Annotated in this window: 15 protein-coding genes; 4 read left to right on the top strand and 11 right to left on the bottom strand. The window is 62.5% G+C overall.

Going from position 1 to position 18,539, the window contains the following annotated elements; all coding sequences use genetic code 11:
• Positions 1-340: 340 nt before the first annotated feature.
• Complete coding sequence (locus AB4Y32_RS26755; protein ID WP_368724245.1) at positions 341-2,086, top strand: SulP family inorganic anion transporter; 1,746 nt, start codon at positions 341-343, stop codon at positions 2,084-2,086.
• 41 nt (positions 2,087-2,127) lie between these two features.
• Here AB4Y32_RS26755 and AB4Y32_RS26750 read toward each other — a convergent pair whose 3' ends face one another.
• From AB4Y32_RS26750 to AB4Y32_RS26720, 7 genes are all read right to left on the bottom strand, one after another.
• Entirely contained in the window at positions 2,128-3,072 is a 945-nt protein-coding gene (locus AB4Y32_RS26750) for a hypothetical protein (protein ID WP_368724270.1), read from the bottom strand.
• A 199-nt stretch (positions 3,073-3,271) separates the two neighbouring features.
• Entirely contained in the window at positions 3,272-4,285 is a 1,014-nt protein-coding gene (locus AB4Y32_RS26745; protein ID WP_368724244.1) for a DUF2955 domain-containing protein, read from the bottom strand.
• Positions 4,286-4,293: 8 nt separating this feature from the next.
• Positions 4,294-5,433: an HlyD family secretion protein gene (locus AB4Y32_RS26740; protein ID WP_368724243.1), complete on the bottom strand. Its 1,140-nt coding sequence runs from the start codon at positions 5,431-5,433 to the stop codon at positions 4,294-4,296.
• Positions 5,430-7,001: an efflux transporter outer membrane subunit gene (locus AB4Y32_RS26735; protein WP_368724242.1), complete on the bottom strand. Its 1,572-nt coding sequence runs from the start codon at positions 6,999-7,001 to the stop codon at positions 5,430-5,432. The genes AB4Y32_RS26740 and AB4Y32_RS26735 overlap by 4 nt, the downstream gene beginning before the upstream one ends.
• A 22-nt stretch (positions 7,002-7,023) precedes the next feature.
• On the bottom strand, positions 7,024-8,127 hold the full coding sequence (locus AB4Y32_RS26730) for an AI-2E family transporter (RefSeq protein ID WP_368724241.1): 1,104 nt from the start codon (positions 8,125-8,127) through the stop codon (positions 7,024-7,026).
• A gap of 848 nt (positions 8,128-8,975) precedes the next feature.
• A complete protein-coding gene (locus AB4Y32_RS26725) occupies positions 8,976-9,662 on the bottom strand; it encodes a MarC family protein (RefSeq protein ID WP_368724240.1) in 687 nt (228 codons plus the stop codon).
• A 29-nt stretch (positions 9,663-9,691) separates the two neighbouring features.
• Positions 9,692-9,802, bottom strand: coding sequence for a MipA/OmpV family protein (locus AB4Y32_RS26720; RefSeq protein WP_368724239.1), 111 nt, complete (start codon positions 9,800-9,802; stop codon positions 9,692-9,694).
• Positions 9,803-9,896: 94 nt separating this feature from the next.
• Between AB4Y32_RS26720 and AB4Y32_RS40720 the strand changes: the two genes are divergently transcribed.
• A complete protein-coding gene (locus AB4Y32_RS40720; RefSeq protein WP_439899847.1) occupies positions 9,897-10,349 on the top strand; it encodes a hypothetical protein in 453 nt (150 codons plus the stop codon).
• Between the two features lie 196 nt (positions 10,350-10,545).
• Here AB4Y32_RS40720 and AB4Y32_RS26710 read toward each other — a convergent pair whose 3' ends face one another.
• Positions 10,546-11,178 carry a hypothetical protein gene (locus tag AB4Y32_RS26710; protein WP_368724238.1) on the bottom strand — a complete coding sequence of 211 codons (633 nt, stop codon included), beginning with the start codon at positions 11,176-11,178 and terminating at the stop codon, positions 10,546-10,548.
• 197 nt (positions 11,179-11,375) lie between these two features.
• Here AB4Y32_RS26710 and AB4Y32_RS26705 point away from each other — a divergent pair, with 197 nt between their 5' ends.
• Positions 11,376-11,711, top strand: a complete 336-nt coding sequence (locus tag AB4Y32_RS26705) for a hypothetical protein (RefSeq protein ID WP_368724237.1) — start codon at positions 11,376-11,378, stop codon at positions 11,709-11,711.
• Positions 11,712-11,799: 88 nt separating this feature from the next.
• Positions 11,800-12,858, top strand: a complete 1,059-nt coding sequence (locus AB4Y32_RS26700; protein WP_439899846.1) for a hypothetical protein — start codon at positions 11,800-11,802, stop codon at positions 12,856-12,858.
• A 187-nt stretch (positions 12,859-13,045) separates the two neighbouring features.
• Here the strand turns inward: AB4Y32_RS26700 and AB4Y32_RS26695 are convergent, their stop codons facing one another.
• From AB4Y32_RS26695 to hpnI, 3 genes are all read right to left on the bottom strand, one after another.
• Complete coding sequence (locus AB4Y32_RS26695) at positions 13,046-15,670, bottom strand: DNA-binding protein (RefSeq protein ID WP_368724236.1); 2,625 nt, start codon at positions 15,668-15,670, stop codon at positions 13,046-13,048.
• A gap of 203 nt (positions 15,671-15,873) precedes the next feature.
• Positions 15,874-16,842: a lysylphosphatidylglycerol synthase domain-containing protein gene (locus tag AB4Y32_RS26690; RefSeq protein WP_368724235.1), complete on the bottom strand. Its 969-nt coding sequence runs from the start codon at positions 16,840-16,842 to the stop codon at positions 15,874-15,876.
• Positions 16,843-16,874: 32 nt separating this feature from the next.
• A complete protein-coding gene (gene hpnI, locus AB4Y32_RS26685; protein ID WP_368724234.1) occupies positions 16,875-18,065 on the bottom strand; it encodes a bacteriohopanetetrol glucosamine biosynthesis glycosyltransferase HpnI in 1,191 nt (396 codons plus the stop codon).
• Positions 18,066-18,539 lie beyond the last annotated feature (474 nt).

Here is an 18,539-nt window from a genome sequence, read left to right as displayed (position 1 = left end):
AGTAGATCGGCCAGTAGTCCGCGGCTCCGAACAGGTTCTGCCGGAGAAGGACTGCGGCCCACGGTCAATGGCGATTAAATTGAAGAATCCAGCATGGCTCATATGCGCACGCACGCTCGACGCTTCGTGGCCAGTGTGCGCGCATCCAGTCTAGGCGCTGTCTCTGATCGACGGTATTGGACTTTGGTCTTATGGACTACGGACGTGCGGAACGCGCATTCTTCCTGAATAGGCCGCCCGACTCCTCTATTGCCGTTGGCGTGACTGGACTATTCTTCTTTTGAAACGGCATTGCGTCCGCTATCCGGTGAGCGGCTCTTTCGACCACGAGCATCAACACATGCAATCCGATCATCCCGTTCCTGAAGGCGGGCATGTTGCGGCCAGAGCGCCAGGATGGTTGCGCTGGCTGCCGGGCCTGACGACGTTGAAGCAGTATCAAGCGAGCTGGCTGCCTAGTGACCTGACAGCCGGGCTCGTATTGACCACCATGCTGGTGCCCGTCGGCATTGCTTATGCCGAGGCGTCCGGTGTTCCTGGCGTCTACGGCCTCTACGCGACGATTGTTCCGCTGCTTGCGTACGCCATTTGGGGGCCCAGCAGAATACTCGTCCTGGGTCCGGATTCCGCACTTGCTGCGCCGATTCTTGCCGTCGTCATTGCTGTCGCGGGCGGCGATCCGTCGCGCGCGATCGCGGTGGCCAGCATGATGGCGATCGTCTCCGGCCTGTTCTGTATCGTGATGGGGCTTTTGCGGCTCGGATTCATCACGGAACTGCTGTCCAAGCCGATCCGATACGGCTATATGAACGGCATTGCGTTGACCGTCCTGATCAGCCAGTTGCCTAAGCTCTTTGCCATTTCCTTCGACGATCAAGGCCCGCTGCGGGACCTCCTGACGCTCGGCAACGCCATCGCTGCGGGCAAAGCGAACTGGTACAGCTTCGCCGTCGGCGCGGGATGCCTGGTGCTGATCCTCGCGCTCAAGCGCTTCGAGAAGGTTCCGGGCATTCTGATCGCGGTTGTTCTGGCGACGCTGTGCGTCACCGTATTCGACCTCGATAGCGCCGGCGTCAAAGTGCTGGGCAAGATTCCGCAAGGCCTGCCGTCATTCGCGTTGCCATGGGCGAGCGATGCCGATCTCGTCAGGATATTGCTTGGCGGCTGCGCGGTCGCGCTGATCTCATTTGCGGATACGAGCGTGCTGTCGCGCACCTTCGCGGCGCGGTTTCACACTCGCGTCGATCCGAATCAGGAAATGGTGGGGCTGGGGGCAGCCAATCTGGCGGCCGGCTTCTTTCAGGGTTTCCCGATCAGCAGCAGTTCGTCGCGAACGCCTGTGGCGGAGGCGGCGGGTGCCCGAACGCAGTTGACGGGCGTCGTCGGCGCGGTGGCGGTTGCGTTCCTTCTGATGGTGGCGCCGAATCTGATGCGCTATCTGCCCAATAGCGCGCTGGCTGCCGTCGTCATTGCCGCGGCCCTCGGACTCTTCGAATTTGCGGACCTCAAGCGCATCTATCGCATTCAGCAATGGGAGTTCTGGCTCTCCATCGTCTGCTTTGCCGGAGTCGCGGTTTTCGGCGCGATTCCCGGCATTGGCATCGCGGTGGTGATCGCGGTGATCGAGTTTTTGTGGGACGGATGGCGGCCTCATTTCGCCGTTCTCGGCCGCGTGGAGGATTTGCGCGGCTACCATGACATCAAGCGTTATCCGCATGCTGCGCAGATTCCGGGACTGCTGCTGTTCCGCTGGGATGCACCGTTGTTCTTCGCGAATGCAGAGCTCTTTCAGGAACGCCTGATCGAAGCGGTAGATGAATCACCGACGCCCGTGCGCAGGGTCGTGGTGGCCGCCGAACCCGTGACCAGCGTCGACGTGACCTCCGCCGACATGCTGCGGGCGCTGACGCGAATTCTGGACGAGCGCGGAATCGCACTGCACTTCGCCGAAATGAAAGACCCCGTGCGCGACAAGCTCAAACGTTTCGAATTGCTCGACATTCTCGGCGATGAATGCTTCCATCCTACCGTGGGCAGCGCAGTGGATGACTACGTTGAACGGGCGGGCAGCGGCCACGATCGATGATCGCCGGCTTCCGTGCGACGAACGGCCGACACTCCAGACAGTCAGAAGCTCACCGCCAGCCCAAACGACACCCCATGCACATTGTGTCCGAACACATATCTCACGAGCGCGCGCGTGCGAGTGATGACGATCGGATATTTGCTGCTGTCGAGTTCCAGTCCGACGCCCACCGACGTCAGGTCGTTGAAGCCCAGCACGCCGGCGCTGTCGCCGAAGTAATGCGAGTAGGCAAGCTCCAGCACGTAGCGCACTGGCCGGTCCAGCGCATGCCAGCCGGTCGGCGCGCGCCAGCGCGTCCACAGGCTCAGTTGCTGCGCCATCGCTGAACCCTGAACGGCGTCGGACCCGCCAAAGCTGCGCAGATAGATATCGGTAGCTCGCAGTTCCGCATCGATTTCATAGTTCTCGCGGTAGTGCTCGTAATCGAGCATCAGCGAGCCGCCATAGCCGTATGCGTCCAGCGATCCATTCTCGAGAAACTGGAGGTTGCTGTCCGTGACATGGTTGAAGACGGACTGCCCTACCTTCAGATCGCTCGAAACGCGTCCGATCGTACCGTTCAGGATCGGACGGAACACAAGCTCATCGGTGATCCGGAAATCCCAACCGAGGCCCACCGTGCCACTGAAAGTGTTCCATCGGGTCGGCACCCCGCGCTGCATGGCGCCATCCGTGGCGATGAACGTCGGGTCGTAGCGGCTATAGGCAAGCGTGCCCTCCATATACAACGGAAAGGACCTGCTGATCGTGAACCCGCCGCCGAACTGCGTCTGGCCGAAACCCGGGTTGCCCGTGGCACCGCTATTGATCGACAGCGAACTGGTCGTGACATCGGGAACTGTCGTGTACGTCATGATGGCAAGTACGGCGTCGGCATGCTGCTTCACGTTGCCGCCTATCACGGTGCGGTTCGACAGCTGATCCGGCGTCCCCTGGGCATGTGACTGCAAGGGCAACAGCGCCATGAGCAGATACGCACCGATCATCCATCGCGCGTAACGTGACCGTCGCCACCCGATAGCGCCCGTTTTCATGCGAACTCGCGGACCGTCAAGTTGACCGCACGCCGATCTGATGGTGTGCGCCTGCATAATGTGCTCCGTCGATTGCTGCGTCTGGTTGCTTCCCCGCACTCCCCGTTGATCATTCCCGCTTTCTATCCGGCTAATCCTCCGCGCCCGAGTCTCATCCCGCCCGGCGGCGTTGCTCGAAAAGCAGAAGCATCAAACACGCGTAGACCGTTACCGCCAGAAAGAGCCCCATGCGCACCGCAAATGCAGTGTAGACATCCTTGCCCGCGACGCTGTCCTGCACCGACTGCCCCAGCAGAATGATCATCGTGACAAGGCTGTTCAGCCAGAAGCCCGGCGAGTAGCGCGTCTGACTAAGGGCATAGAGCTTGCGTCCCACCAGCAGGCCGAAAAGCAGCATCCACAGGAAGAACATCCACAGATGCACAAAGAGCCTCAGTGAAAACCAGAACGCGATGGCAAGCAGGCCGCCGAGCAGCGTGGAGCCGATCAGATCGCGTGCCGCACTGCGGGCCGTCGTCGTGCAGCTTTGTCTTCCGAGGCTGACGGACTTCATGATGATCGGCATGTAGCCCGCCGGATCGGTCATGGCGAGCAGATACGCGGGCATCACCACGAGCGCGGCGCGAAGCGCGATGTACGCGGCCTGATCGTCAGGTATCGTGCGCGGGGCAGGCTGCGGCCGCGCGCTCATGGGCTCGGGAAGCAGCCCGTGAGTCAGGGCGGACACGAGCACCGCAAGCAGGAGCCCCTTCACCAATGCGCCGACGACCGTCATGGCCAGTTCGAAGTCAGCCGTGCCTGCTGCGGAGATCATCGTCAGTCCGGCCACCAGAAACGTCGCGACGAGATTGTTGCCGCCGCGCAGTCCATAGCGGAAAGCGAGGAAGAGCATGAGGCCGATGAGCGCCACGCCTGCGAACGCATAGTGACGAAGCAATGGAACGAGGAGAAGGCCGCTGCCCGTGGTCAATGCCACGACAAGCGCGAGAACCACGCCTGCCTTCAACGACAGTGGCCGGTTTCGGGTGGCAAGCAGATAGACGGCAAACACGGGCGCGACGACGGGAATCGACAGGTCCAGCGCGAAGCTGACCGCGAGACACAGCGCCGTGCCGATAGCCAGGCGCAGCGCGCGTCGACCGGGAAGCAGGAGCCTGTTTTCCATAGCCGTCGTCAGTAGAGGTAGGAGACCCAGCTCATCACACGCAGAAACACGCGGCCCAGCGGATTGAGCGGATTGCCCTGACTGGGAAACGCCATGACCTCGGCCTGTCCGCCAACACGAATGTTGTTCAGACGCGCGCGCTCGTCGCGATCGAACTCGACGATCACGGGGAAGCGTTGCGCGGGACGCAACCAGTCACGGCTGTTCTGCACGGAGGGCAGGCTGCCGGGCGGCGTATCCTGGCCCACGCTCACGCCATAGCCGATACTGCGGACGCGGCCTTCGAAGACTTCGCCCGGCAGTGCGTCCAGCGCTATCGCGACGGGTGTGCCCGGCTTCAGATGACCCAGGTTGTTCTCGGTCATATCCGCGCTGACCCACACGTCTCGAATCGCGATCAGCGTCATCACCGGCTTGCCTGCCGCCGCGAACTGGCCGACCTCGGTACTGAGATCGGTGATGACGCCGCCCGTGCGCGCCTTGATGCGCGTATTGGCCAGATCGAGTTCGCTTTTCTCGAGCGCGGCGGCCGCGCTGCGCAACTGCGCGTTGCCCGCCTCCTCGCCACCCTGCTGCTCGCGTGCGCGCTCGACTTCGGCGCGCGCCGCCGCAACCTGGCTCTGTGCCTGCTCATGCGTCGCTCGCGCCACTTCCAGGCGCCGTAGCGAGACCGTACCCTCATCCTCGCGATACAGCCGTTCGAGCCGCTCGCTGTCCTGCCGCGCCTTGACTTCGTTCGCGATCGCCGCGCGAAGCGATGCAAGCGCCGAATCGATGCCTGCCGTGCTTGCCCCGACCTGGCGGCGAGTGGTTTCGAGGTCGGCCCGCGCGCGATCGGCTGCAATGCGGTACTGCTCGCCATCGATTTCGAAGAGCACGTCGCCCGCGTTGACCTCCTGATTGTCGTGCACGAACACGCGCGTCACCCGTCCCGACACTTCCGCGGCGACAGGGACGACGAAGGCCTGCACGCGCGCCTGCTGCGTGTAGGGCGTGAAGCGGTCGGCAAGCAGATACCAGATGAGGCTCACCGCGATCAGCGCAACGATCCACTTCACCGCCCTGCGCGACGGATCGGCGGGGGGCGCTGGCGGCGGGCCCGGCGACGGCGCCGTCGTCGATCGGGAGGTTTCGGTCGTTTCGCTCATGGCGACGTACCTTCGGATGGCGCGTTGGCCGCTGGCGCATTCGTTTCGTTCAGCATGCCGCCCCAGTCGGTGCGTTGCTGCATCTGCTGGCGCGTCGCGGCATCGACGAGCGGCTGCCGGGTGGTCCAGCCGCCGCCGAGTGCCTTGTATAGCGCGACCAGACTGCCCACCGCATTGCTGCGGTTGACGATGTACGCGTCCTGCTGTGCGAAGAGCGCGCGCTGCGCATCGAGCACGCGCTGGAAGTCCGAATACCCTTCGCGGTAGACGGTGTTGGCGAGCGTGAGCGAGCGCCGCGCGGCCGCTTGTGCGTCGTTCAGGATCGAGTCCCGCTGTAATGCAGCGATCAGCGCGGTGGCGGCATCGTCGGCCTCGCGCGCCGCCTCGCGCACGGTGTTCTGGTAGGCGACGGTCAACTGCTGCAACCGCGCATCCTGCACGCGCACGTTGTTCGTGATCCTTCCATGATCGAACACGTTCCATGTCACGCTCGGGCCGGCGGCAAAGGCCAGCGTGTTCGGCGAGCCGGTCAGCGAACTCGCGCTCCAGACCAGCGAGCCCAGCAGCGAAACGGACGGATAGAGATCGGCCTTGGCGACGCCGATGAGTGCCGACTGCGCGGCCATCTGATACTCGGCGGCGCGCACGTCCGGGCGGCGCAATAGCAGATCGGCGGGCACGCCTTGTAGTACGGCGCGATCCACGAGCGGAACCACGCCTTCTTTTCCGGATTGCACATCCAGCTCGGGGAGCGGGCCCGGTGGCCGCCCCATCAGCACGGACAGCGCGTGACGCGCGAGCACGATCTGGCTTTCAAGATCGGGGATGCTGCTCAGCGTACCCAGATACTGCGTCCTCGCCTGCTGAAGATCCAGTTCATCCGTCTCGCCGGCCTTGAAGAGCTTCTGTGTGATCTCGTAGCTGCGCTTTTGCAACTGGGCGTTTTCGCGCGCGATACGCAGACGCGCCTCGGCCGTGCGAAGCGTGAAATACGTATCGGCGACCTGCGCGTGCAACAGGACCAGCGCCGCATCGCGGTTGGCCTGCGCGGCGAAGAACGCGGCGTCGGCCGACTCGATGGCGCGGGCGAAACGCCCCCAGAAATCGAGCTCCCATCCGATGGTGAAGTCCGCACCGTACTGCAAATAGACGCCCGAGCGGGTATTGAATCCATCCGAGCGCTTGCGCGCCGAGGCAAGAACAGCGGCGCTCGCCTGTTGCACCTGGGGGTAGCGCCCCGCGAGCGCGATGCCGAGCTGGGCGCGCGCTTCCAGCACGCGCAGGCCGGCGATCTTCAGATCGCCATTGCCGGCATCGGCTTCGGCGATCAGCTGCTCGAGGTTCGCGTCACCGAATACCTGCCACCACTGCCGCACGTCGGGTTGCGCCGCCTGCTGCGTGACCTGTTCTATCGACGCGCTGCTCCAGTGTTCGCTCCATGCCTCATGTTGCCGTTGAAAGTCGGGGCCCACGCGCATGCAGCCCGTCAGAAACCCCGCAAGGCACACGATGAAGCAGTCTCGCCGGAGCGGCAGTACCGTCCCGTATCGGCGAATCGAAGGCCACATGGCGCCGTCTCCGCAGCGTCCTTCAAGGCTGCTTCTGTTTTTGCCACGGCTCGCGTTCCGGCTGCTCTTTCACCCAACGCCAGAACAGCTGGTAGGCCACTGCGAGCATCACGGGACCGATGAACAGCCCGATCACCCCGCCCGTCACCATGCCGCCGAGCGCGCCGATCAGCACGACGGGCATCGGCACCGCGACGCCACGCCCCAGCAGCAATGGTTTGAGCACGTTGTCGGCGAGACCCGCGACGAACACATAGACGGAGAAGATGATCGTCGCCGTACTCACACCTTCCGTAACGATCACGAAGACAATGACGGGAATCGTGATCAATGTCGCGGGTAGCTGCATGATGCCGATCAGCAGCACGGCGAGCGCGAGCAGACCCGCGCCCGGGATGCCCATCACGATGAACGCAATGCCGATCAGCAGCATCTGGATAAACGCGATCCCGACCACGCCCTGGGCCACGGCCCGGATGGTGGCCGTGCACAGATCGGCGATCTGCCGGCCGTTCTCGGGCCCCGAGATGCGCGACGCGATCAGCACTGCGCTGTCATAGCCTTTCTCGCCGTGAGCCATGAAAATGCCCGCGACGATCAGCGCGAAGAAGAAGACGAGCAGCCCCGCGCCAAGACCCGTGACCGTGCCCAGTAGCGCGAGGCCGGCTTCCTTGAGTTGCGGCGCAAATCTTTGTGCAAGACCGGCTATGTCGGTCGAGGCCTGCGCCCAGAAGTCGTACACTCGCCGGCCCACTATCGGCCAGGCTGCGACGGATTCGGCAGGCGGCGGAATCTGGAGATTGCCGCTCCTGATAATGGCGATCGAGCGCTCGATCGAATTGGCCACCGCGACGCCCAGCAGATAGGTCGGCACCAGAATGACCGCAAGCGCGACGAGAACGATCAGCGTGGCAATCAGGCCGTCCTTGCCGGCAAGAGGACCGCGAAGTTTTACCTGAAGCGGATACAGCGTGATCGCGAGGATCAGGGCCCAAACCATCAGGTTGAGGAACGGGACGAAGATCCGGAAACAGAAGACGGCCAGAACAGCGACCAGTCCGGCGCGAATCAGGACATCGAGCAAATCTCTCGATAACGTCCGTTGGGTAATCGGCGTGAGCATCATCAGGTGTCTCCTCACAGGCTGCCGCAAACAGTTGTCGCTGCCCTGGCAAACCCAAGGCCTGCCCACCACAGGACGCTATCGTGTGCGCGACCCGCTGGCAGAAGTTCGTCAAAACGGACAAAGCCGTCCCGACGTGCCGCCTACACGGCACGCGCTCAAAGGCCTTGCCGCGCAAGCCGCCGTTTAACGAATCAGTTTCGTCCCTGTTGCTTCAGGAACGGGAAAAATCAATCGGGCCGTCCGGCTGGCCGGCACCCGCGAATCTGAGCCTGCTGGCGGAACCTTGGCGAAACGGGAAACAACGTCCGGGCGTTACAAACACGAATGCAAACATCGCAAAGCTGGCAATGACATCGATCCCGCCTGGAACAGACAAGGCAATCCACTCGATAGCGCACGGGATCACGAATTCATCACATTTCCTGCGGCGCATGCGGGTTGAATCTTCGCCGCACTGCCGCCTTCTTCTCGCGACGCTAAGCGACCGTCGCGACACCGATCGAACTCAAGCGCGGAAATTTGCTCACGCTTACTTATGTTATTTAACGGCCCCGAAAATTCAACGCTGTTGCAATGTCCAGTCCGTTCGGCCCGTACCACAAAACTTAGGGTGAAGGTTCATCGACTGCCCTTTCGCAGACAGCCGCCGCTTTGCATTGCAAAGAAGCGCCGCGACGCGTGAAGCGCATATAGCAGAGATTAGTGCACGACTCACCAACAGAACTATTTCATCGACAAAAACACATTCACCGCATTCACCATTACGGGGGCGAGCGGATCGAACTTTGCCTGACTTCGTCTGAAGACCTAACGCGTCCTCGTTTCGACGACAACGATCGAACCCTGTGTCATTTGAGACGCACCCACACCCACAGCGGTACGGATTCGAGCAGATCATCAATGCCCAGCCACAAAATCTGAATTCCGATGCAAAAGAGTACGAACGCGAAGAGCCGCTCGGCGACTTCGGTGCCGACTGGCCCAAGCAATTTCTCGATGTTCGCTGTGAACCGAATGCACAAGTAGATGCTGCACCACAGAACGGCCAGGGCCACAAGCACACCGGCGAGGTGAATCAACGCGACGCCTCCGCGCGGCCTGCCTGTGCCGAGTGCAATTGCGACGGCGATCGATCCTGGGCCCACGGTGATGGGAAGCGTCAGCGGATAAAAGGCCCTGGCGCGCAGCGAGGCCTCGCGAGTCGCATCGGACGCCGTCTTCTGTTCCGGCTCGCGATCCGCGTTCGAAGGCGCGTGCAGCAGATTCCAACCGGCAAACGCAATCACCATTCCGCCGGCCACCCGCAACGCCGGCAGCGATATGCCGAAGAAGGACAGCACGTACGCGCCGATCGAGAGAGACAGAAACAGGATGACCAGACTGTTGATCGAGATGCTTTTGGCAAGAAAGGCCCGCTCAGCCGGCGTCGCTTGCGGGACCAGGCTAAGGACGATGAATCCCGCAGCCGGCGGATTGATGACGGGAAAGAGACCCGCGACGACGAGAAGAAAGGTCTCGGCAAACTGATTCAGCATTCAGCCTCCACGCTTGCGCGAAAGTCGGATCAGCGGAAGGCGTATGCGATCCCGACACCGCACGTGATCTGGTTGCGTGTTCCCCGCTGGGTGACGATGGGGCTGTTGGCAGCGTCGTCCATCAGGCGCTGGTAGTACACCTTCTCCTCGATGGCATCAGCAATTCGCGGTCGCGTCGAACGTCATTGCGACTCGTCGCCATGCGTTGCCGACCCGAATGTAGAACGCGTTCTGGTGCTCGACATCATCGCAATGATGGTCGGGGCGGCGATGGTGAGCCGCGCGCCAGCAACTTCACTGGTATTCTTTCAGGCACAGCAAGCGAGTGCTGCAACACTGCCGTTTCTACTTGACTCGTGGACTATCGGAGCCATACTCCAGCCGGTCTCTTCTATCGCTGTAAATCATCGGGATATTGGAGGGCACATCATGTTCACCTGGAATCGTGAGTTCACCGTTGCGATCGCTGCGATAGTCCTTGCGATGTCTTCTGGTCATTCCTCTGCTACAGAGCAGGCGCAACAACGTCGTGCCGGCCGGGACGTTCGGCAGGAAACCCGTCAGGGGGCCCGCCATACGAAGCAGGAATGCCGCGCCGCCGATCAGAAGAACAATGCGCAATGTCGGCAGGACAAGCGGCAGACCAAGCAGCATGGCCGTCAGGTTGCCCGCGATATCAAGTACTGAGCACTGGCAGCGAGCCGCGACAACACGGGCAAATCGCGGCGCGGGCCCGCCTGGACGTGCCCAAGCAGCTTCCACCAAAGCGGCCCGACGACCAGCCAGACGACCATGTAGACGATGCTCATCAGAAGGCCGGCCCTCCCTTGCTTTTTTGGTCCCTTCTTTCTGGTCCCTAGTTAGCGGGCGTCAGGAAGCATCGTCACCTGTGGCGCGCAATGGCATCGATGGCTGTCGTCACCACCGGGTCCGCCTGCGGCCATGGCGCGTACAACCCGCGCTCATCATGTTTTTTCCTCGCGGCCGTACCGGCGCACGCAAACACGCGTGCCCCCCGGCCGCGATGATTCGCGGAAACGTGTCGCGTTACCTGCAGCGCCCCATCGACCAACATCGCGCGTACGGCGACGAGCACCTCGTTGCGACTCGTGCCCAGTTGCTGCGCAATCTGCATGGCGGTGCGCTCGCTGCCATCCGCCAGCAGCGCCCTGATTTGCGCAGCCAGCCGTCCCGTCCTTTGGGGCTGACGATCCACAGCCGGGGGGATCAATGTACTGTTCTTTTCACACTTGTCTCGCCTGATCACAGGCGAACGGGCTGTTGGCTCGCTGTCGTGCTTCCCGGGATTGCGCGCGTAATAGCAACGCCGGTCGACATCGAGCCGGCAAAGAGGGTTCTCGAAGATTGTCGTCAGTTGATCGACGGTAAAGCGCGCGCGGAGCGCTCGCCATACGTCCTGCCATCCGTCGCAAACTCCGCCGCGAGCGAGTTCATAGGCAGCCTGCCTGATCGTTTCGCGAGTCTGGAGGATGTCCCAGTCGGGCACCCGCTTCATGGCCGGCTGCGCCGTGCGCGGCTCGTGTTCCGGCTACCCGGCATTCGAACTGTGTGGCGTGGGTCCTGAGTGGAACAGTCTGCCTGCAACATCGCCCGAAATCGGGTCATGGTCGAAACGTACGGCCAACCGACCGCCGCGCGGACCATGGCTATCAGCAGATTCCTTGACGTCGTCATGCGAATCTCCGAACAAACATGCGCGAAGTCAAGAATAAGCCGGGCGTGCGCCAGCGGATATTGGACCTTGGTCCAATACCAATTGGGGCAGGCAACCGATTGGCGAGAACCCTGCCCGCGCCATCCATCACGCGACTTAGGCAAACGATGCGCTGGCGAGGTCGGAGCGCGCATTTTTATCTGCCTCAGCCCATTGCGTTGACGGTCTTCGGTCACGATTACCTGTCAGATGCGTTCAAGCAGATTTTCCACCGGCTTTCCTATTTCGATTTCCCTATAGCGCTTCTTTTATTTCGTCATATTCTTGCCGAAAAAATGACCGACAGATGCGGCAATGGCACTAATTACTGGTAAATGCGATGTGCCGGCAAGGGCGGCTCGTGTCGTTGCTCTCTAGCACCTTGACGGATGGTTTCCGGCACTCGGGAAGCGGAAAACTTACATGATCAAAAGACGCCAGATTCTCGGCTGCCTGACGGCACTCGGCGGCAGCTATGTTCTTAGCGGATGCGGGGGCGGCGGTTCCGGCCCAGGCGCTGTCGCCAACGATCCGCGCGTCGTCAATGCCGCGACTGCGGGCACGTTTTACGGTATCAACGGACACTATGACTATCGTTACACGCCTGCCCAGATCGTATCGATCATGAAGAGCATAGGCTGCTCGATATATCGGCTCGGCTGCACAGACGACCCGACGCAACTGAACGCCGTGACGAAACTCGCACAGGCATTCCAGTCGGCGGGACTGACCTTGTTCGTGCTCATCGATCTCAGCATTTACGATAGCAACCGCAGAATGTTCGCGAGCGAATCGATCGCATACGACCGTGGGCAGTCCTGTGCGGCAACGGTCGCTACCGCGCTTGCCCCGCATGGTGTGACGATGTACGAATGCGGCAACGAGTTGACACGGGCAGGCGACATCATTCTCGATCCCACCAATGCCGGCACGAAGGCCGTGGATTTCAACAACACCAACTGGCCGATCATGCGCGGTGTCATGCGGGGAATGATCCAGGGCGTGAAATCGGTGCAACCGGGCGCGAGTTGCGGCATCAATTTCTGCGTGGCCGACATCGGCGCATCGGACGCTTTGTGGGACGGCAAGCAGCCGGACGGAACAGGCGGCTATCCGACGGTACGATGGGACATGACCACATGGCACAACTTCGAGGTCAACGGCAACATCTTCAATATCGGCTCCGATGGATCAGGTCCGGGCTTCAATCTGCCGGCATACTGCAAGTCGCGCTACGGTGTGCCGTTCCTGCTCACCGAGTGGAACACGGGGCCCGAAAAGACACCGGCATATCGGGCGGCCTATATCAGCACTCAGTTTGCCAACTGCTTCATGGCCAGAAAGACGGAAAACATCCAGTCGGTGATGTATTACGAACTCGATAGCGGAGACGCGACCTTCGGCCTGATGATCGACGGCGCCATATTGAGTCAGCCGTATGAGGCGTTCACCAGCTTCATCGCGGGGCACCCTGACACCTGACGGCGCCGCCTCGTGAGCGTATGCGCGCGCCGATTCCACAGCGCAGTCAGCCCGGCATGCCCACGGCCCTGGTCGCTGCGCCCGATGCTGATCGTCGCGCGCAACTTCGATACGCTGCCGCTGCCCGCGCGCGTGCTTGTCGATCATCTGGCCGGGCACGGGGCAGCGTCCGCCGGAGCAATGGGCGTCAGCCCTCCGCCTTCGACATGACGGCCGTGGCCGGGTCGTACCGATAGCCTTTCTGGGCCAGCTGCTGCGCCATCGTCGAGCCGATCAGCTTCTTTTGCGCTTCGCGGAAGACCAGTTCGTGATCGGGCTTGAACCGCTCAAGCTCGAACGACAGTCGTCGCAACAGCGCCGCTTCGCCCGTGCTGCGCGCGTCAATGAACAGGATCTTCTCGTTCGCCTGCTCGAGCCGCTGTTTGATTTCCTTCGCGTACGTGACCCACTGCTCGGCATTGGCGCGCAACTCGTTATAGGCCTTTGTATGGGCTTTCGACTGAGCCTCGATGTCGCGTCGCAATGCGGCGATTTCGTCCGATGTCGTGGCTGCTTCGGCCTCGATGCCGGCCTGGTGCTCGCGTTGCGCGTCCCTTGCCGCTGTAGCTTCGCGCTCTTGTTCGGCAAGACGCTGCTCCAGTTGCGCCGCATGCTGCTCGGCCGCATCGGCGCGTTCCTTCGCTGCGGATGCTTCCTGCGAGAGGCGCTCGCGTTCGGTGTCCGCGGCGGTCCTGGCCCCGGTCATCGCGGCGATCTGCGCTTCGGCCTCTTCTTCGAGTTTCCGCGTGACGCTTTGAAGCTCTTCGAGCCGCGCCGCCGCTTCTTCTGCCCTCGCGGTGCTTGCCTGCTGCTCTGCTGCGAGGGTTTGCTCCAACTGCGCGGCGCGCTGTTCGGCTGCGTCGGCGCGTGCCTTCGCAACGGATGCTTCCTGCGAGAGGCGCTCGCGCTCGGCGTCTGCGGCCATCCTGGCCTCGGTCATCGCGGTGATCTGCGCTTTGGCCTCTTCTTCGAGTTTCCGCGTGACGCTCTGAAGTTCTTTACCCGCTTCTTCTGCCCGTGCAGCGCTTGCCTGCTGTTCTGCCGTGAGGTTCTGCTCCAACTGCGCGGCGCGTTGTTCGGCTGCGTCGGCGCGTTCCTTCGCGGCGGATGCTTCCTGCGAGAGGCGCTCGCGCTCGGTGTCCGCGGCAGTCTTGGCCTCGGTCATCGCGGCGATCCGCGCTTTGGCCTCTTCTTCCAGGTTCCGCGTGACGCGCTGAAGTTCTTCGAGTCGCGCCGCCGCTTCTTCTGCCCTCGCAGCGCTTGCCTGCTGCTCCGCTGCGAGGGTTTGCTGCAACTGCGCCGCGCGTTGTTCGGCTGCGTCGGCGCGTTCCTTAGCAGTGGATGCTTCGTGCGAAATGCGCTCCCGTTCGGCGTCCGCGGCAGTCCTGGCCTCGCCCATCGCAACGATCTGCGCCTTGGCTTCTTCGAGTTCCCGCGTGACGCGCTGAAGTTCTTCGAGCCGCGCCGCCACTTCTTCCGCCCTTGCCGCGCTCGTCTGGCGCTCGGCTGCGAGTGCGCCGCGGGTTTGGTCGAATTCGGGCTCCAGCGCCGCGAGCCGCGCCTGGCGCTCGCTCGCCTGCGCCTCGGCGGCTTCGGCACGCGATGTCGCCGCGCCCGCTTCCTGTGACCATCGCGCCACTTCTTCCGTCAACGCCTGGCACGTGTCGTTCAACGTCGACACTTCGCGCCGCGCCTCGTCGCGCTCCTGTGCGAGCCGCGCGAGCTCGTCGTTCTGACTCGACACCGTCGCAGCCAGCCCTTCATTCGCGTTGCGCTGCTCGTCGAGCGATGCCTGCGTCGCTTCGAGCTTCGTTTGCGCCGTCGACGCCCGTTGCGCGAGTTCTTCGACCTTCGCCTCGGCGGTTTCGGCGCGGGCGGTCGCGGTGGCCAGTTCGGCCTGAACCCGCGTAGCGGTCTCCTCCGAAGCCTGCAAGCGGCTGCGGTGCGCCTCCAGTTCAGTCTCCAGCGCGGCGACGCGCGCGAGGCTCTCGCTCACCTGCGCGGCGGCGGCATCGGCGCGCGACGCGGCGGCGCCCGCCTCCTGCGTCCATCGCTCCACTTCGGCGGCCTTCGCCTGACATGCGTCGTTCAACGTCGCGATGTCGCGCCGGGCGTCGTCGCGCTCCTGCGTGAGTCGCGCTATTTCGTTGTTCTTGCCCGAAACCGTCGCGGCGAGCCACTCGTTCGCCTTGTGCTGCTCGACCAGCGACGCCTCTGACGCCTCCCGCCTGGCCTGCTCCGCCGATGCGTGCTGCGCCGACTCCTCCGCTTTCGCCTCGGCCGTCCCGGCCCGTGCGGTCGCCGCGGCAAGCTCCGTGCGGGCGCGCGTCGCCGCGTCGTCCAGCGCCTGTAGTTCGCTGGTCAGTCCGTCGAGCCGGTCGCGGCCCGTTTCGACTTCCTTTTCCGTCTTCTGATATTCGGCCAGCGCCTCGTCGCGCTCCTTCAGCGCGACGGCAAGCTGATTGTCCACCGCGCCCAGACGGTCGCCGAACACCCTCGACGTGGCGTCGTGAGAGGCCGTCCAGAGCCGGTGCGCGATGTTCATCAGGGCCTCGGCGAGGTCGTCGGGCACTTCGGCCTGGACCTGAGCGGGCGGCGTCTGGGGCTGTCGCGCGTCGCGCCAGCGCTGCAAGGCGACTGCAACGGCAACGATCGATCCGCTGCGAACTTCCGACCAGATCGTCACTGGGGAAATTTCACGGCCTTCCTGGGTCATGCGGTCTGCGATTGCAGCAACCTGTTCGTCGATAGTGGTGTCTGCGTCCATGGACATAAGCGCCTCGAGAATCAAAGGGGCCGGGCGAAAACTGGCTCCCGCGATACATTACTACGTTCTGCGCGATACGCTATGAAAGAACCACGCCCATAGGTATTCGGAGGGCATTTCCTGGAGGGGATCGGCCGGCGCACGGCATCAGACGTTATGCCGTGCAGGCGTCGCAGAAACGGCCAATGACCACGAAGCCGGCGCCGCCGTCACCGCGCGTTGCGCAGAGAAAACTGCCACGCAAAAAGGCCGGGAATGAAGATCAACAGATCCCGGATACGCCGCGCGCCAGCCAGCGCAAGACTGGTCGCCGGCTCGATGCCGAGCCATCCGCCGATCAGCACGAAAGCGCCTTCCTGAATCCCCAGCGCGCCCGGCACGACGAAGGCCGCGCTGCTCACGGCCTGGATCAGCACTTCGATGACCAGCGCCGCGAGAAAGCTCACATTTGCGCCGAGAAAATACAGCGCGAGCCAGATTTCGAGCGCCGTCGCGAGACATTGCAGCGGTTGCCAGAAGAACAGATAGCGAAGGACGACAGCGCGACGGCGCCAGATCACCTTGATCGACTGGTCGGCTTTCACAGAGTGGCCGACCAGCGTGGTGAGCTTGCCGCTCGTCATCCGGTCGAGTCCTCGCGACACCATCGCGAACGGATTCGCATGCTGCACGAGCGCGAACAGGATTGGAACGGGTACGAGCAGCGCCGTGCTCCAGGCGAGGCCGCCGACCACGTGTCCCGTTGCCGAATCGCCGCGAGCCGCGAGAAATCCGATCCCTGCCATCGTGAAGACGAACTGGCTGATGATCGTCAATTGCATGTCGACGACGAGACTCGCCGCCGCCGTCGACGCGCGCACGCCCCAGCGCCGCAACAGCTGGAACGAGACCAGTTCACCGCCGACGCGAGCAACGGGCAACATGCAATTCACCGACTCGCGGACCCACACGAGCTTCAGCATCGAAAGAAGACTGGGCCGATTGGCGCCGCGTATCAGCGTTTGCCAGTCGCGCGCGTTCGCCAGCATCGGCAGGACGTGTGCAAGCCCGGCGACGAGCAGCCCCGCGCCCGCCTCGCGCAAGAGACCCAGTACCTCCGCGGGATGACTGCGCCACACGACGAAAAGCGCAATCACGAGACCTGCTAGAGCCGCTAACCTGCTGACGTGCCTGATCATCGAATTGGAATTGGGTGCAAAGCTATCGTTGCTCAGTCGGTGGAAGAACTGGCGGGCGCGACTTTGAGCAGACCATCGTCGTCTACGTCGAAACTCACGCCTCTCCAGACAACGCGCGAAGAAAGCAGACTCGCGAAAAGAATGGCAAATGCCATCACGTCCCACAACGGCAGAAGCCAGGGTTCACGAACGGAGCGCTTCAGCGCAAGATCCATCCGGCACTGAAGCACGAGCCTCGCGCACAAGGCGGCTGCGAGCAGATACATCGTCCACAGCGGCGCACTTGCGAACAGCAGTGCGAGTAGCGCCAATGGTACCGGGTAACTCACGGCCGAGCCAAGATGACCATACGGATCGATCCGCCGGATGGTTCTGCTCCACCGCAATTCATGCTCGACAAGCCGCGCAGCCGTGGACTCGGGGCATGCGTGGCCGATCACGAAGCCGGGGACCACCACGCGCTGCCCTGCCGCTCTCACTGCCATCCCGATCGCATGGTCTTCTGCGAGCAGATCCGCAAACTGGCGCAGCCCGCCGATTTTATCGAGCGTTTCGCGGCGCATCGCAATGGTCTGGCCAAAGCACGGTTCAGCAAGGCCCAATGCAAGCGCGATCAGCACGCCGGGAAGAAACTGGTAATCGACGGCTCTCGCCGAGAGCTTCGGCCAGAAACCGGGGTCGGGCGCGCCCACGTACGCGCATGTGACGAGGCCGACGCCTTCCGCCTGAAGTTCGCCCATCACTCTGCTGAGGTAATCGCCACCGACCGCGACGTCGCTATCCGCAAACACGTAATGCTCGTGGACGGCTAAAGGAAGCATGTTGAGAAGATTGCTGACCTTCCGGTTGCAGCCGTGCAATTCGCCGTTCGCGACCACGGTGATATGCGCGTCGGGGTACAGGTGTTGAAGCTCTTTCACGACGTCGAGCGCGGGATCGTTCGGATCGTGGACACCGAACAGATACTGCACGTCCCCCTCGTAATCCTGTTCGCAGAAGGTTCGCAGATTCGACAGAAGCGCGGTTTCCATTCCGCGCAGCGGCTTGATTACCGTGACGGGCGGAAAACTTTTGGGCGGAGGCGAGCTTCGCGCGAAGAACCAGCCGACCAGCGCGGCAGCCGCGACGGTGTACAGAATGCCGAATGCCGCAGATGCGCCGCACAGGCAAGCCAGAAATTCGCGTACGAGTCCGACATTCGAAACCAGCGCGCTAATCGCCATTGGAAGTGCCCGATGTGAAGGTTCTATGAATCAGGCGTTCTACCGACGCCGTAATCGATGGGCCGCAGCCGCGTGAAGAACCGCGGAAGCGCGGAGTGACACGAAACGGAAGCGCCGGGGACGACCGCCGTTCCAATGAACGCTTCGCGAGGTTGGAAGAGGCCGATCAACAAACGACGATCGATATGAACAGGCAAGGCGATCGTAGTAGCACAACCTGAAGAAAACATTAAAACTCTACGGGCTTTATATTTCGGTTGATTACAGCGGGATTTATTCAATCTAATGCGTCGCATTTATCGACGTTGAAATATTCCCGCAATACAAATCGCGCTAATGTGAAAGGTTGGAAACACCGGCAATCGACGCGACCGCCTGTGCTCCAACCCACACACGATGGCGGAAAAGAGAGCGACCTCGGCGGTTCCATGCGGTCTCGCCCATGCACAATCAGAGCCATATCCGGCCGGTCCC

This window comes from Paraburkholderia phymatum (genome assembly GCF_040965635.1).
GTDB classification, from domain to species: domain Bacteria; phylum Pseudomonadota; class Gammaproteobacteria; order Burkholderiales; family Burkholderiaceae; genus Paraburkholderia; species Paraburkholderia phymatum_B.
Note: the sequence above shows the minus strand (reverse complement) of the source record. Positions and strands in the feature narration are given on the sequence as shown.

Coding starts and splice junctions, on each gene's coding strand:
- AB4Y32_RS26750 (WP_368724270.1), bottom strand. CDS start 3,072: ATGATCGGTGCGTATCTGCTCATGGCGCTGTTGCCCTTGCAGTCACAT.
- AB4Y32_RS26705 (WP_368724237.1), top strand. CDS start 11,376: ATGCGCGAAGTCAAGAATAAGCCGGGCGTGCGCCAGCGGATATTGGAC.
- hpnI (WP_368724234.1), bottom strand. CDS start 18,065: ATGGCGATTAGCGCGCTGGTTTCGAATGTCGGACTCGTACGCGAATTT.
- AB4Y32_RS26700 (WP_439899846.1), top strand. CDS start 11,800: ATGATCAAAAGACGCCAGATTCTCGGCTGCCTGACGGCACTCGGCGGC.
- AB4Y32_RS26735 (WP_368724242.1), bottom strand. CDS start 7,001: ATGTGGCCTTCGATTCGCCGATACGGGACGGTACTGCCGCTCCGGCGA.
- AB4Y32_RS26730 (WP_368724241.1), bottom strand. CDS start 8,127: ATGATGCTCACGCCGATTACCCAACGGACGTTATCGAGAGATTTGCTC.
- AB4Y32_RS26740 (WP_368724243.1), bottom strand. CDS start 5,433: ATGAGCGAAACGACCGAAACCTCCCGATCGACGACGGCGCCGTCGCCG.
- AB4Y32_RS26690 (WP_368724235.1), bottom strand. CDS start 16,842: ATGATCAGGCACGTCAGCAGGTTAGCGGCTCTAGCAGGTCTCGTGATT.
- AB4Y32_RS26695 (WP_368724236.1), bottom strand. CDS start 15,670: ATGTCCATGGACGCAGACACCACTATCGACGAACAGGTTGCTGCAATC.
- AB4Y32_RS26710 (WP_368724238.1), bottom strand. CDS start 11,178: ATGAAGCGGGTGCCCGACTGGGACATCCTCCAGACTCGCGAAACGATC.
- AB4Y32_RS26725 (WP_368724240.1), bottom strand. CDS start 9,662: ATGCTGAATCAGTTTGCCGAGACCTTTCTTCTCGTCGTCGCGGGTCTC.
- AB4Y32_RS26755 (WP_368724245.1), top strand. CDS start 341: ATGCAATCCGATCATCCCGTTCCTGAAGGCGGGCATGTTGCGGCCAGA.
- AB4Y32_RS26745 (WP_368724244.1), bottom strand. CDS start 4,285: ATGGAAAACAGGCTCCTGCTTCCCGGTCGACGCGCGCTGCGCCTGGCT.